At 72.1% G+C, this 12,949-nt stretch carries 15 protein-coding genes; 10 read left to right on the top strand and 5 right to left on the bottom strand.

The window, feature by feature from the left end:
• Window positions 1–59: 59 nt before the first annotated feature.
• The 4 genes from pstS to mshD form a co-directional block, all read right to left on the bottom strand.
• Window positions 60–1,160, bottom strand: coding sequence for a phosphate ABC transporter substrate-binding protein PstS (pstS, locus tag JCO01S_RS04520; RefSeq protein ID WP_068251352.1), 1,101 nt, complete (start codon window positions 1,158–1,160; stop codon window positions 60–62).
• 189 nt (window positions 1,161–1,349) lie between these two features.
• Window positions 1,350–2,309 (bottom strand): NUDIX hydrolase, encoded by a 960-nt coding sequence (locus JCO01S_RS04515; RefSeq protein WP_068251349.1) that lies wholly within the window; start codon window positions 2,307–2,309, stop codon window positions 1,350–1,352.
• Complete coding sequence (locus tag JCO01S_RS04510) at window positions 2,306–4,570, bottom strand: RNA degradosome polyphosphate kinase (protein WP_068251388.1); 2,265 nt, start codon at window positions 4,568–4,570, stop codon at window positions 2,306–2,308. Before JCO01S_RS04510 ends, JCO01S_RS04515 begins: the two co-directional genes overlap by 4 nt.
• Before the next feature lie 4 nt (window positions 4,571–4,574).
• On the bottom strand, window positions 4,575–5,453 hold the full coding sequence (mshD, locus tag JCO01S_RS04505) for a mycothiol synthase (protein ID WP_068251346.1): 879 nt from the start codon (window positions 5,451–5,453) through the stop codon (window positions 4,575–4,577).
• 107 nt (window positions 5,454–5,560) lie between these two features.
• Here mshD and JCO01S_RS04500 point away from each other — a divergent pair, with 107 nt between their 5' ends.
• Window positions 5,561–6,343 carry a hypothetical protein gene (locus JCO01S_RS04500; RefSeq protein ID WP_068251343.1) on the top strand — a complete coding sequence of 261 codons (783 nt, stop codon included), beginning with the start codon at window positions 5,561–5,563 and terminating at the stop codon, window positions 6,341–6,343.
• A gap of 14 nt (window positions 6,344–6,357) precedes the next feature.
• Complete coding sequence (locus tag JCO01S_RS04495) at window positions 6,358–6,864, top strand: heme-binding beta-barrel domain-containing protein (RefSeq protein ID WP_068251340.1); 507 nt, start codon at window positions 6,358–6,360, stop codon at window positions 6,862–6,864.
• Between the two features lie 11 nt (window positions 6,865–6,875).
• On the opposite strand, the gene JCO01S_RS04490 is transcribed toward JCO01S_RS04495, so the two are convergent.
• Window positions 6,876–7,877 (bottom strand): LCP family protein, encoded by a 1,002-nt coding sequence (locus tag JCO01S_RS04490; RefSeq protein WP_068251338.1) that lies wholly within the window; start codon window positions 7,875–7,877, stop codon window positions 6,876–6,878.
• A 64-nt stretch (window positions 7,878–7,941) separates the two neighbouring features.
• Here JCO01S_RS04490 and JCO01S_RS04485 point away from each other — a divergent pair, with 64 nt between their 5' ends.
• The 8 genes from JCO01S_RS04485 (at window position 7,942) to JCO01S_RS04450 (ending at window position 12,886) form a co-directional block, all read left to right on the top strand.
• Window positions 7,942–8,379: a Fur family transcriptional regulator gene (locus JCO01S_RS04485; protein WP_068251335.1), complete on the top strand. Its 438-nt coding sequence runs from the start codon at window positions 7,942–7,944 to the stop codon at window positions 8,377–8,379.
• Complete coding sequence (gene ygfZ / locus JCO01S_RS04480; RefSeq protein ID WP_068251332.1) at window positions 8,376–9,398, top strand: CAF17-like 4Fe-4S cluster assembly/insertion protein YgfZ; 1,023 nt, start codon at window positions 8,376–8,378, stop codon at window positions 9,396–9,398. The genes JCO01S_RS04485 and ygfZ overlap by 4 nt, the downstream gene beginning before the upstream one ends.
• 64 nt (window positions 9,399–9,462) lie before the next feature.
• A complete protein-coding gene (locus JCO01S_RS04475; RefSeq protein ID WP_068251329.1) occupies window positions 9,463–10,041 on the top strand; it encodes a helix-turn-helix domain-containing protein in 579 nt (192 codons plus the stop codon).
• A 29-nt stretch (window positions 10,042–10,070) separates the two neighbouring features.
• A complete protein-coding gene (locus tag JCO01S_RS04470; RefSeq protein ID WP_068251325.1) occupies window positions 10,071–10,700 on the top strand; it encodes a hypothetical protein in 630 nt (209 codons plus the stop codon).
• 28 nt (window positions 10,701–10,728) lie between these two features.
• Window positions 10,729–11,727 (top strand): asparaginase, encoded by a 999-nt coding sequence (locus JCO01S_RS04465; protein ID WP_068251322.1) that lies wholly within the window; start codon window positions 10,729–10,731, stop codon window positions 11,725–11,727.
• Complete coding sequence (gene dtd / locus JCO01S_RS04460) at window positions 11,724–12,152, top strand: D-aminoacyl-tRNA deacylase (protein ID WP_068251319.1); 429 nt, start codon at window positions 11,724–11,726, stop codon at window positions 12,150–12,152. The genes JCO01S_RS04465 and dtd overlap by 4 nt, the downstream gene beginning before the upstream one ends.
• Window positions 12,153–12,161: 9 nt before the next feature.
• Entirely contained in the window at window positions 12,162–12,467 is a 306-nt protein-coding gene (locus JCO01S_RS04455) for a DUF2516 family protein (protein WP_068251315.1), read from the top strand.
• A 53-nt stretch (window positions 12,468–12,520) separates the two neighbouring features.
• A complete protein-coding gene (locus tag JCO01S_RS04450) occupies window positions 12,521–12,886 on the top strand; it encodes a phosphomannose isomerase type II C-terminal cupin domain (RefSeq protein ID WP_068251312.1) in 366 nt (121 codons plus the stop codon).
• The last annotated feature ends 63 nt before the right edge of the window (window positions 12,887–12,949 follow it).

Here is a 12,949-nt window from a genome sequence, read left to right as displayed (position 1 = left end):
GCCCCGTGACGAACCAGTCACGGGGCCGCCGCGTGCCCGGTGCCGGATGGAGATCCGGCTCAGTCGGTCTTGATCTGCTTCAGCGCGGTGGCCGCGTTCTGCAGGCCGTCCTTGCCGAGCGGGGCGTTGCCGGCGGCCTTGGAGGCGTCTTTCTGGCCCTGCTCGCTCGTCGCGTACTCCAGGTAGGCCTTGACGGTCTCGGCTGCCGCGGGGTCCTTGTAGTCGGAGCAGGCGATGGCGTACGAGACGAGGACGATCGGGTAGGCGCCGTCCTCGACGTCGCCGCGGTCCAGCTCGACCGCGTAGTTGGTCTTGCTGTCCGGCTCGACCCGCTCGGCGCCCTCCAGCGCGTCGGCGGCGGCCTCGGGGGTGTACTCGACGTACTCGTCGCCCACCTTGACCTTGGCGGCGTCCAGGTCGCCGATCTGGGCGGCGTCGGCGTAGCCGATGGTGCCGTTGCCGGACTCGATCGTGCTCACGACACCGGAGGTGCCCTTGGCGGCCTCGCCGCCCTTGACCGGCCACACCTCGGTGGCGCCGTGGGACCAGGAGTCCGGTGCGGCCTCGTCGAGGTAGGCGGTGAAGTTCTCGGTGGTGCCCGACTCGTCGGAGCGGTTCACCGGGGTGATCGTGGTCGACGGCAGGTCGGCGTCCGGGTTCTCCTTCTTGATCGCCGGGTCGTTCCACTTCGTGATCTTCTGGTCGAAGATCTTCGCGATCGTGTCGGGGGAGAGGTTGAGCTCGTCGACACCCTTGACGTTGTAGGTGACGGCGATGGGGGCCACGTAGACCGGGAACTGGATGGTCTCCCCGGTGCAGCCGGACTTCTTGGCCGCAGCGATCTCCTTGTCGTCCATCGCCGCGTCCGAGCCTGCGAACTGGACCGCTCCGTTGATGAACTTCTCGCGGCCGGTGCCGGAGCCGTCGGGCGAGTACTCGACGGTCGCGTCGGGGCTGGTCTCGCTGAACTTGGCGGCCCACTCGGCCTGGGCCTGCTCCTGCGTGGAGGCGCCGGCGCCCTTGATGGCGCCGGAGACGGCGTCCTCGCCGCCACCGCCCGATCCGCCGGACTCGTTGGCCGCCCCGCAGGCGGCCATGGTGAAGGTGAGGGCCAGTGCGGCCGTGGCGGTGATGGCCCTGCGGCCGGTGGTACGCAACACGTGTTACCTCTCGGGTGGTGGGGCACGACGTGCGACGAGCGGTCCCCGCCGCGACCGTCGTGGTCGTACGGGGTCGACGCTAGGCAGGCTCGGTTGACGGCCGTGTTGCTCGCGGTGAACGGTCGGTGAACCGCACCTGCACAGTGCGTGCTCGGCTCGCGGTGGGAGCTCCCGGGAGGTAGAGGGCCCTCAGTCGCGCTCGCCGGGACGGTGTCGCTCGGCGGTGACCACCCGGGCCTCGGCCCCGGTGCCCGCGACGTGGGCGACCAGGGCCTCCCCCTTCGCCAGACCGTCCTCGAGGGCAGCGGTGACGAGGGAGGACGCGGCCCGACCCGGAGCGTGGGCGGTGTCCACCCGCTCCAGCAGCGGCGCCAGGACGTCCGGCAGCACCGTGCGGTGGCTGCAGAGGACTGCCGGCTCGCCGCGGTCGAGGAGGCGGCGCAGGTGGTGCCCGGCGCGGGTGGGGTCCGCGGCGTGCCCCTCCTCGGAGAGTCCCTTCTTGCGGCGCAGCTTGCGCTCCTGCGCAGTGGCGAAGGGGGCGACGGTCTCGGCGGCCCGGGTCGAGGGGCTGGAGACCACCCGGCGGATGCCGTAGGCGTCCAGCAGCGGGACCAGCAGGCGAGCCTGCTCCCGGCCCTTCCCGTCCAGGGGGCGGAGGTGGTCCTGACCGCGGTGCGACCCGCGGTCCTGTGCGTGGGCGTGGCGCACGACGACGAGCGGCCAGGTGGTGAGGGCGCCGCGGATGTCGGCGTCCACGAGTGCCCTGGCCTGGTCCCGGTCCCACTGCTGGGTGAGCCGGTCGATCGCGGCGTCGATGTCCATCCAGTCGACCCGGTCGATCTCGTTGCGCAGCCTGGCGTCGCCCCCGATGACCTCGGCGGCCCAGTACCGCACGAGCTTCGGGGTGGCGCCGTCGCCGAGGAGGTACTCCGAGGAGGGCAGCGGGTGCCCCAGGCCGACGCGCAGCCCGGTCTCCTCGTAGGTCTCGCGGACCGCGGCGTCCGGGAAGCCCTCGTCCCCGTCGAGCTTGCCCTTGGGCCAGGACCAGTCGTCGTACTTCGGCCGGTGCACGAGGGCCACCTGGAGACGGCCCTTCTTCTTGCGTCGCCACGGGACGGTGCCGGCGGCGAGGACGGTCGCGGCGCTCATCGGCGCGCCTGCAGGTGACGCTTGTGCCGGGCGATGAGGGCCTCCTGCACGTCGGGCAGCGTGCGCCCGTCCGGGCCACGGTGCACCCGGCCCCAGCGGCCGTCGCCGCCGAGCTCGAAGTGGGCGTGGTCGGTCGACATACCCAGGGCGAGGAGCTCGTAGAGCTGGTCGACGTGACGATCCTCGATGATTCTCACCAGTGCCTCCACACGACGGTCCAGGTTGCGGTGCATGAGATCCGCGCTGCCGATCCAGGCCTCGCGGTGGGTTCCGGACCCGAAGAGGAAGACCCGCGAGTGCTCGAGGAAGCGGCCCAGCACGGAGTGCACCCGGATGGTCTCGCTCAGTCCCTCGACGCCGGGGCGCAGCGAGCAGATGCCCCGCACCCACACGTCGATCGGCACCCCGGCGATGCTCGCCCGGTACAGCGCGTCGATGAGGTCCTCGTCGACGATCGAATTCACCTTGATGCCGATGTAGCCGTCCCCGTGCCTCTCGTGGCGCCGGACCTGGCGCTCGATGCGGGTGAGCAGGCCCTCCCGCACCGAGCGGGGGGCGACGAGCAGCCGCTTGAACTTGCTGCGGGGGGCGAGTCCGGAGAGCTGGTTGAAGAGGCGGGTCAGGTCCTGGCCGACCTCGGGGTCGCTGGTGAGGACGCCGAGGTCCTCGTACAGCCGGGCGGTCTTCGGGTTGTAGTTGCCCGTGCCGACGTGGCAGTACCGCCGGAGCCCGTGCTCCTCCTGACGCACGACGAGGGCGAGCTTGCAGTGGGTCTTGAGCCCGACGATGCCGTAGACGACGTGCACCCCGGCGTGCTCGAGCTTGCGGGCCCACTCGATGTTGGCCTGCTCGTCGAAACGGGCCTTGATCTCCACGACGGCGAGCACCTGCTTGCCGGCGGTCGCCGCGTCGATGAGGGCGTTGACGATCGGGCTGTCGCCGCTCGTCCGGTAGAGGGTCTGCTTGATCGCGAGCACCTGCGGGTCCGCGGCCGCCTGCTCGAGGAAGGCCTGCACGGAGGTGGAGAAGGGCTCGTAGGGGTGCTGCAGCAGCACGTCGGAGCGGCCGACCAGCTTGAGCAGGTCGGCGGGCTTGGCCGACTCCGTCGGGGCCAGGTCGGCGCTGGTCCGGGCGACGAAGGGCGGGTGGTGCAGGTCGGTCCGGTCCAGGTCGGCGATCTCGTTCAGTCCCCGCAGGTCCAGCGGTACCGGGAGCCGGTAGACGTCCTCGTCGTCCACGCCGAGCTCGCGGGTGAGCAGGTCCATGACGTGGTCGTCCATGTCCTCGGCGACCTCGAGTCGTACCGGGGCGCCGAAGCGACGTCGGGTCAGCTCCTTCTCGAGGGCGGTCAGCAGGTTCTCCGCGTCGTCCTCCTCGACCTCCACGTCCTCGTTCCGGGTGACCCGGAAGGCGTAGTGCTCGTGGACCTCCATGCCCGGGAAGAGCATGTGCAGGTGGGCCGCGATGACGTCCTCGAGGGGCACGAAGCGGGCCTCGAAGAGGTCGGAGGTCACCGACGGCTGCCGCCGGCGCACCTTGAGGAAGCGGGGGAGGGAGGGCGGGACCTTGATGCGGGCGAAGTGCTCCTTGCCGGTCCCGGGGTTGCTGAGGATGACGGCGAGGTTGAGCGAGAGTCCGGAGATGTAGGGGAAGGGGTGGGCCGGGTCGACGGCCAGCGGCGTCAGGACGGGGTAGATGGTGTCGCTGAAGAGGGTGCCGAGTCGCTCCTGCTCGGCGGGGTCGACCTCGTCCCAGTGCACGATCGTGATGCCCTCGTCGGCCAGGGCCGGGCGGATCGAGTCCTCGAAGGCCCGGGCCTGGCGCAGCGTGAGGTCGTGGGCGTTGTCGGCGATCTGCTCGAGCACCTCCCGCGGCTCGAGGCCGGAGGGGCTGCGCACGGCGATGCCGGTGGCGATCCGGCGCTTCAGGCCCGCGACGCGCACCATGAAGAACTCGTCGAGGTTGCTGGTGAAGATCGCGAGGAAACGGGTGCGCTCCAGGAGGGGCACCTGCTCGTCGGTGGCCAGCCGCAGCACCCGCTCGTTGAACTGCAGCCAGCTCAGCTCCCGGTCCAGGAAGCGGTCGCGGGGCAGGTCGGAGTCCTCGCCGGACTCCTCGTCCTGCACGACCCGCACGAAGCGGCCGTCGGATGCCCGCGGGCGGGGGCCGGGGGTGGTGGCCGGGGAGGCGCTGATCCCGATCGGGGTGTCGACCGGCGCGGCCGCAGCGGCCGGCGCCTGAGGGGTCGATCGCTTCGACATGGCCTCAGCCTGCCATCCCGTCCGGCCGGGCATACATGACGTGGGCGTCCTTGCGGGTGAAACCGGCTCGTCGGTACGTGGCCAGGGCGGGCGTGTTGTCGCCCTCGACGTACAGCTCCACCTCGCTCACGCCCGCCCGCGCCAGGTGCGCCAGGCCGAGCCGGGTGAGCGGACCGCCCAGGCCGCGGCCGTGCAGCTGCGGGTGCACCCCGACGACGTAGACCTCGCCGACCTCGCCGCCCGGAGGGTCGATCTTCGTCCAGTGGAAGCCCGCGAGCCGGCTCGGGTCCCCATCCTCGAGGAGGATGATCCCCGCGGGGTCGAACCACGGCTGCGACGCCCGGTCGGCCAGGCCGCGCCGGTCCAGCGCCCCCTGCTCCGGGTGGTCGGCGAACGCGGCCGCATTGACCTCCAGCAGTGCCTCCTCGTCCTGCCCCGGGGTGAAGGGACGGCTCCGGTAGCCCTCCGGCAGCGTCACCTCGTCGGTGTCGCCGGGCTCCACCGGCCGCGAGAGGACGAGCAGCTCGCGCACCACGTCGAGACCGAGCCCGGCGGCGAGGGCCCGGGCCGCCGGCAGGTCGCCGTGGGCCCACAGCCGGGCACCGGGACGCCGGGTGAGGACCCCATCGAGCAGGGCGCGGCCGAGGCCCCGCCCCCGGGCGGCGGGCAGGACGAAGGCCTCGACGGACTCGTCCTGCGCGACGACGGCCGCCGCGACGACCCGGTCCTCCTCGAGGGTGAGCAGGCGGTCACCAGGACGGTCCAGGTCGAGCAGGAAGGCCTCGCTGAGCGGCGGAACGCCGTCCTCGCGGGCCGCCGACTCGGCAGCGGCTCGCACCTCGGCGGCCCGGTCGGTCGGGAGCTGGGTGAGGTACGTGGGCAACTCGAACTCCTTGGGCGTCGGATGGGGGTGGGCACTCCCTCCCGCGCGGTCTCGACGCGGGCCGTCACCTCGACACTATGCCGTCTCGGGACGGCTACCCTCCACAGGTGACCTCCTCCATCGCGACTGACGTGCCCGCGGTCCCGGTGCGTCCGCGTCCCCTGGTGGTCCTCGGTGCGGTGCTCGCGGGCATCGTGGTCACGCTGGCGGGCCTCTCCGGGCAGCACCTCGCCGACGTGGCGGCGGTGCTCGTCACGGGCCTCGTGGTCGCCCGGGGGTGGCCCCGGCTCGTGCGGTCGCCCGCGCCGGTCGGTGCGGGCGTCGTGCTCGCCCTCACGACCCTGGCGCTGGCCGTGGCCCTGCTGCTGCAGAGCGGCCCGCCCCGGCTGCATCAGGTGCCGGTCGCCGTGGCCGGGGGCGTGGTGCTGATGTGCCTGCACCCGCTCGTGCGCGAGGACGCGCGCGCCCGCCTGGCGGAGCTGCTCACCGGGAGCTCCTTGGGGATCCTCGTCCTCGTCTCCGGGGCAGTGCTCGTCACGACCCATCCCGTGGACGCGACCGTGGCCACGGTCGCCGGGGTGTCGGTGTCCGTGGCCGCACTGGTGGACCTCGTCCTCGAGCGTCCGGGCACCGCGGCCTGGATGCTGCCGGTGGAGATGCTCGTCGGAGGGGCGGTCGGTCTCCTCGTGCACGTCACCCTCGGTGAGGGAGGGGAGGCCGGTCCGGTCCTCGTCGGGCTGGCCGCCGCCGCCGTGGCGCTGTGCCTGCGCCGGGCGATCTCCCAGCAGCCCGCGCTCACGACCGCCCCCGGCGCCGTGGCCGCGGGGGTCGCCTCCGTGCTGTTCGTCGGTCCGGTGGTCCTCGCGCTCGCACGGATGCCCATCACCTGAAGGCTCCGCCTACGATGTGGGGCGTGTTCACCCTCGATCCCACGATCCACCCGGACATCGCTCCCCTGGCCTGGCTGGTCGGCCGGTGGGAGGGCGCCGGAGTCCTCGGGTACCCGACCATCGAGTCCTCGCGCTTCGGGCAGGAGATCGTCGTCAGCCACGACGAGCGCCCCTTCCTGCGGTGGGAGAGCAGCAGTTGGCTCCTCGACGAGGACGGGGAGATCGTGCGGCCCGCGGCCACGGAGCTGGGATTCTGGCGCGCCGGGGCCGGCGAGGGCGAGGTGGAGCTGCTCCTCACCCACCCGACCGGCATCGTCGAGATGTACTACGGCACGCAGGAGCCCGGCCGGATCGAGCTGCAGACCGACGGCGTCCTGCGCTCCCCGAGCGCCAAGGAGTACACGAGCGCCCAGCGGATGTACGGGCTCGTGAAGTCCAACCTCATGTGGGTCATGGACATGGCCGCGGTCGGTGAGCCGATGACCAGCCACGTCTCCGGGGAGCTGAAGCGGGTGGAGTGACCCGCGGCGGGTCACTCCACGTAGGAGGCCATGTCGTCGCGCTGCAGGGCCTCGCCCAGGCGCTCCATCCCACGCTCGTCCAGGACGTCGATCGAGGCGCCGCCGGAGGTCGTGCCGTACCCGTCGAAGGGCGCCGTCAGGAAGTGGATGTTGCTTCCCCGCACGCCACGCAACGCGATGGCCTGACTGCGGATCTTCGAGGTCGTCAGCTGGTTGTCGACGGTCGTGTTCTTGGTACCGGCGTCGATGACGTCGCTGAGCTTCGCGGGGTTGAGGAGCACGCTCGGGGTGAGGGTCTCGTTCATGATCCCCTTCAGCCAGGCCTGCTGGCGTTCACCGCGGGAGATGTCGCCCTCCTGCAGGCTCTTGCGTTCACGGACGAAATCCAGCGCCTTGTCGCCGCCGAGCTCGATCCGGCCCTCCGGGAAGTCGTCCCCACCCTGGGGGTTGTTCACCGTGACCCCGCCGAGGGCATTCGTCAGCGCGACGAAGCCCTCGAAGTCGGTCTGGGCGACGTGGTCGATCTTGACCCCGACGAGGTCCTGGATGGTGCGGACGAGCAGCGGGGACTTCCCGTAGGCGTAGGCGGCGTTGATCCTGTCCTTCCCGTGGCCGTCGATGGGGACGTAGAGATCACGCGGGAAGTGGATCAGCCAGATGTTGTCGTTGTCCTCGTCCACGTGCACGAGCTGGATGACGTCGGCCCGGCTGAAGGACTCGCCGGGACGGGCGTCCGAGCCGAGGAGGAGGTAGTTCGTGCCCGCACCGGTGACCAGCTTGTTGCCGCTGGAGTCCCGGTTCGGGTCGTAGTCCTCGGACTGCGTGCCCAGGAGGTCCTCGTGGTCGAGGTTTCGGTCCACCTTGTTGCTGAGGAACCAGACGTAGGCCCCGATGCCGATGATGACGAGCAGCACCAGGGCGAGCAACGAGACCAGGATCCGCTTCCCGGTGCCCATGGGTCGTCGAGGGCGGCGACGCTCGCGCTCGGGCGCGTCAGAGAAGTCCTCCAGCATGACGCACAGCGTAGAGCCGAAGGCTGGGCGGTGTCTGTATGCCCGAGGGACGTAGATTGGTGTCATGACGGACCCGGGAGAGGTGCTGCGCCGGCACGGCCTGCGCATGACCGAGCAGCGTCGGCGGGTGCTGGCGGTGCTCGGCGAGCGCTCCCACCTGACGCCGGAGGACATCGTCGCCGCCGTCGGGGAGGACGGCGGCCCGCCGCTGCCGCCCTCGACGATCTACCGGACCCTCGATGCGCTCCAGGACGTGGGTCTCGTCGACCACACCCACCTCGACCACCGCGCGCCGACCTACCAGCTGGCGGGCCACCACGGCCACCTGCACCTGGTCTGCCGTGACTGCGGCGAGGTCCTGGAGGCCGATGCCTCACTCGCGGAGGGTCTCACCGAACGACTGCGGTCCGGGACGGGATTCGTCGCGGACCCGACCCACATGGCGATCCACGGCCACTGCGCACGCTGCGCGGACGCCGCCGCCGAGGAAGGAGGGGCATGACCGCCTCTGCACTGCTCCGGACCCCGGGCGCGGTCCCCGCCGAGGGGATCGACGAAGGGGTCGCCGCCCACTACGGGGACCCCCTCCGCGAGCAGCGACTGCTCGAGGAGGGCCTGGGCGTCGTCGACCTCTCCCACCGGGGCGTGGTGACCGTCACGGGCCCGGACCGGCTCTCGTGGCTGCACACGCTGACCACCCAGCACCTCAGCGACCTGCCTCCGCACACCTCCGCGGAGACGCTCGTGCTCACCCCCAAGGGCAAGGTCGAGCACGACCTGCACCTCGTCGACGACGGCGAGCGGACCTGGCTGACCGTCGAGCCCGGGACCGCCCCGGCGTTGGCCGAGTGGCTGGACTCGATGCGTTTCATGCTGCGCGTCGAGGTCGCGGACGTCACCGAGGAGTACGCCGTCCTCGGCGAGACCATCGGCCGGGAGGGCGCTCCCGGCGAGCCCCCCACGTGGGTGGATCCGTGGCCCGGGGTCGTCGGTGACACCGCCCTCTACGGCCCGCCCCCCGAGGAGCACCCCGGCAGGTTCCGGCCGTGGCGTGAGGTCGTGGTGCCGAAGGGGGAGCTGGCCGCCACCGTGGGTGATCGCGAGCTCGTCGGCACCTGGTCGGCGGAGGCGCTGCGGATCGCGGCCTGGCGGCCGCGCCTCGGAGCGGAGACCGACCACCGCACGATCGTGCACGAGGTGGACTGGCTGCGGACCGCGGTGCACCTGCACAAGGGCTGCTACCGCGGGCAGGAGACGGTGGCCCGGGTGCACAACCTCGGTCGGCCGCCGCGTCGCATCGTCTTCCTGCACCTCGACGGCTCGGGCCACATCCTCCCGGAGGTCGGCGCCGAGATCAGGTTGGGGGAGAAGACCGTCGGGCGGATCACCTCCCGCGCGCGCCACCACGAGGACGGCCCGATCGCGCTCGCGGTGATCAAGCGCAACACCGACGTCGACGCGGATCTCCTCGTCGAGCCGGACATCGCCGCCGCGCAGACGGTCATCGTCCCCCGCGACTGAGAGGTCCGTCACTCCTGCTGCCTCCAGCTTGCATTGTGCTAACTAAAGCAAGCACTATGGGGTCATGTCGAAGAACCCGCTGGACGCGCTGCACGGAGGCCTGGGCAACAACCTGGGCGAGTACCTCCGTGAGCAGCGCGTGCTGGCCAAGCTGTCGCTGCGGCAGCTCTCCGCGCTGGCCGGGATCTCCAACCCGTACCTGTCGCAGATCGAGCGGGGGGTCAAGCGCCCCAGCGCCGACATCCTGCAGCAGATCGCGGGGGGCCTGTCGATCTCCGCGGAGACCCTCTACGTGCAGGCCGGTCTGCTCGACCCGAAGGACGCGGTCGCCGAGGCGGGTGCCACCACCCGCGCGGCCATCCGCAACGACCCGGCCCTGACGGCCCGGCAGCGTCAGTCGCTGCTGGAGATCTACGAGTCCTTCGTCGGCGGTGGTGAGGCGGACGTCGAGCCGGCCCGCCCCACGCCTCGTTCCCGTGCCACCCACAAGGAGGCGCGCCGGGACGTGACCGCGAAGAAGGCCACTGCCAAGAAGGGCACCGCGAAGAAGACCAGTACGGCGACGAAGGCGCCGGCCACGAAGGCCGCCGCGAGCACGCGATCCACCACCAAGAAGTCGACCACCACGAAGACCCGGTCCTGACGGGCCGGGACGATCACCAGGAGGACCACATGAGCGTCACCACCACCGTCAAGAAGGTCGTCACCGACCAGACCTACGCCACTCTCGGCGCCACCGACCTGGCCGCGGAGGCCCTGCGCGGCTACTCCTCGCAGCTGGCCGCCCTCGGCGCCGAGCTGGAGCCGAAGAAGGTCCAGGCCCGCGTCCTGGCCGCCCCGGGCGACGCCCAGACCTACTACGTCGACCTCACCAAGCGCGGCGAGGCCCTCGTGACCCGCGTGCGCAACCAGCAGGCCACCCAGGACCTCATCGGTCAGGCGGAGAGCACCGTCGCCCGTGCCAAGGGCGTCGTCACCACCGCCCGCAAGGCCGTCTCCGACCTGGAGGCCTCCGCCAAGCGCACCCTGACCATCGGCCGCAAGGAGGCCGCCACGGCCGCCGACGCCGTCGCCGACTCGGTGGACGTCGACGTCGACACCACGAAGGCCAAGAAGGCCGTGTCCGCCTCCGCGAAGAAGACGGCCTCCGCCGCCAAGGGCACCACGACCACCGCGAAGAAGGGTGCCAGCCGCACCCGGACCGCGGCCAAGGGCGCCTCCACCTCCGCGAAGAAGACCACGAGCGCCTCGAGCAAGGCCACCACCAAGGCCGCCGAGAAGACCTCCGCGTCCGCCAAGTGAGCCGGAGGGCGCCGGTACCCTCGGGCAGATGACCGCCCAGGCTCCCGCGACGCCCCTCCTCAGCGATGCCCCCGTGCTGGTCCACGTGACCCGCGGGGGCTTCGTCGAGTCCGCCCACCGGGCCACTCTCGTGGCCACGACGGGCGAAGGGGGCACCCCCCTTCGCCACGGACGCACCGGTGATGCGGTCCTGCCCCGCTCCAGCCTGAAGCCGGTCCAGGCGCTGGCGATGGTCCGCGCCGGCCTCGACCTCCCGCCCGAGCTGCTCGCCCTGGTGTGCGCCAGCCACTCCGGCGAGCGACGTCACCTGGACGGCGTCGCGCGGATCCTCGACTCGGTCGGCTTGGACGCCACGGCCCTGCGCACGACTCCGGCGCTGCCGCTCGGCGAGCTCGAGCACGCCCGCTGGCTGGTCGAGGGGCGTGGTCCGGAGCCGGTCGCCATGGACTGCTCCGGCAAGCACGCCGGGATGCTCGCGACCTGCCGGATCAACGACTGGCCGATCGAGAGCTACCTGGAGCCCGAGCACCCGCTGCAGCAGGCCATCCACGAGACCGCGACCCGGGACGTCGGGCCGGTCAGCCACGTGACCGTCGACGGCTGCGGCGCACCGCTCTTCGCCGTCCCCCTCGACGGCCTGTCCCGGGTCTTCGGTGTGCTCGCCGCCGCCGACCCGGGGACCCCGGAAGGGCGGGTCGCGGCGGCCATGCGGGCCGAGCCGGGCATGGTCGGCGGGACCGGTCGTGACGTCACGGCGTTCATGGAGGGCGTGCCCGGGCTGGTCGCCAAGGACGGCGCCGAGGCGGTCTACGCCGCCGGCCTGCCGGACGGCCGGGGGATCGCCCTCAAGGTGGCCGACGGGGCCTCCGGGCCGCGTGCCCGGCGGGCGCTGCTCGCCCACGCCCTCCTCGCGCTCGGCGCCGACACCCCCGCACTGCGGGGGCTCGCCCGCCAGCCCGTGCTCGGGCACGGCGAGCCGGTGGGCGAGGTCCGGGTGCTCGACCTCGCTGGGGAGGCCGACGCATGAGGACCGTCCTGCAGCGCGTCACCTCGGCACGCGTCGTCGTCGCGGGAGAGGTCGTCGGTGAGATCGGTCCCGGCCTGGTCGCGCTCGTCGGCGTCACCCACGACGACGGACCCGAGGAGGTGGCACGCACGGTGCGCAAGACCGCCGAGCTGCGCATCATGCCGGGGGAGCGCTCCGTGCAGGAGAGCGGCGGCGAGGTCCTCGTCGTCAGCCAGTTCACCCTCCACGCGGACGTGCGCAAGGGGCGCCGGCCGTCCTGGAACGCCGCCGCACCGGCCGACGTGGCAGAGCCGGTCGTGCAGGCGGTCGCGGACGGGCTGGCCGAGCGGGGCGTCGGCGTGGCCACCGGCGCCTTCGGCGCCGACATGGCCGTCGACATCCACGGCGACGGTCCGGTGACCATCGTCCTGGACACGTCCGCATAGGCTGGGTGCGTGCAGATCATCGGTCAGATCCAGTTCTGGATCATCCAGGCCCTCGCGCTCCTGGCGCTGGGGGCGGAGATCTTCGCGCTCGTGCATGCCGCCCGCACCCGCAGCGACGCCTTCCCGGCGGCGGGCAAGCAGACGAAGGTCTTCTGGGTCGCGCTGCTCGTCCTCGCGGCCTTCATGGGCTTCACCGCGATCGGCCCCACGGGAGGGCTGGGCCTGCTCTCCATCATCGGGATCGTCATCGCCGGCGTCTACCTGGCGGACGTGCGCCCCGCGATCGACCAGCTGTTGGGACGTTCCCGGCGCTGACCGTGGGGCACAATGCCCGCTGGGGCAGTACCGAGCACACAGGGGAGCAGCGCGTGGAGGATCGTCCGGACCCTCGAGGGAGCATCGTCACCTCCCGCCGACCGTGGGGCGGCTTCGAGCAGTTCTCGTACAACGAGTCGACGACCGTCAAGGTCATCACCGTCTCACCGGGGCATCGGCTCTCGCTGCAGGCCCACGCCCGACGTGCCGAGCTGTGGCAGGTGCTCGACGGCCCGCTGGAGGTCACCGTCGGGGACGAGACGTGGACCGCGGCCACCGACGAGCGGGTCTGGGTCCCCCTCGGGGCGCGTCACCGGATGCACAACCGCGGCGAGCGCCCGGCCCGGGTGCTCGAGATCGCCTGGGGCGACTTCGACGAGGACGACATCGTGCGCATCGAGGACGACTACGACCGCTGAGACAGCGGCCCCGGCGGCCGCAACCCGGCGGCGAACGTAGGCTGGCCCGGATGAACGGATCAC

Source organism: Janibacter corallicola NBRC 107790 (genome assembly GCF_001570965.1).
In the GTDB taxonomy this organism is placed as follows: domain Bacteria; phylum Actinomycetota; class Actinomycetes; order Actinomycetales; family Dermatophilaceae; genus Janibacter; species Janibacter corallicola.
The sequence above is the reverse complement of the archived record's forward strand: the minus strand, read 5'-3'. Positions and strand labels throughout refer to the sequence as shown.

Coding starts and splice junctions, on each gene's coding strand:
- JCO01S_RS04515 (WP_068251349.1), bottom strand. CDS start 2,309: ATGAGCGCCGCGACCGTCCTCGCCGCCGGCACCGTCCCGTGGCGACGC.
- JCO01S_RS04510 (WP_068251388.1), bottom strand. CDS start 4,570: ATGTCGAAGCGATCGACCCCTCAGGCGCCGGCCGCTGCGGCCGCGCCG.
- JCO01S_RS04495 (WP_068251340.1), top strand. CDS start 6,358: ATGTGGGGCGTGTTCACCCTCGATCCCACGATCCACCCGGACATCGCT.
- JCO01S_RS04490 (WP_068251338.1), bottom strand. CDS start 7,877: ATGCTGGAGGACTTCTCTGACGCGCCCGAGCGCGAGCGTCGCCGCCCT.
- JCO01S_RS04485 (WP_068251335.1), top strand. CDS start 7,942: ATGACGGACCCGGGAGAGGTGCTGCGCCGGCACGGCCTGCGCATGACC.
- ygfZ (WP_068251332.1), top strand. CDS start 8,376: ATGACCGCCTCTGCACTGCTCCGGACCCCGGGCGCGGTCCCCGCCGAG.
- JCO01S_RS04475 (WP_068251329.1), top strand. CDS start 9,463: ATGTCGAAGAACCCGCTGGACGCGCTGCACGGAGGCCTGGGCAACAAC.
- JCO01S_RS04470 (WP_068251325.1), top strand. CDS start 10,071: ATGAGCGTCACCACCACCGTCAAGAAGGTCGTCACCGACCAGACCTAC.
- JCO01S_RS04465 (WP_068251322.1), top strand. CDS start 10,729: ATGACCGCCCAGGCTCCCGCGACGCCCCTCCTCAGCGATGCCCCCGTG.
- dtd (WP_068251319.1), top strand. CDS start 11,724: ATGAGGACCGTCCTGCAGCGCGTCACCTCGGCACGCGTCGTCGTCGCG.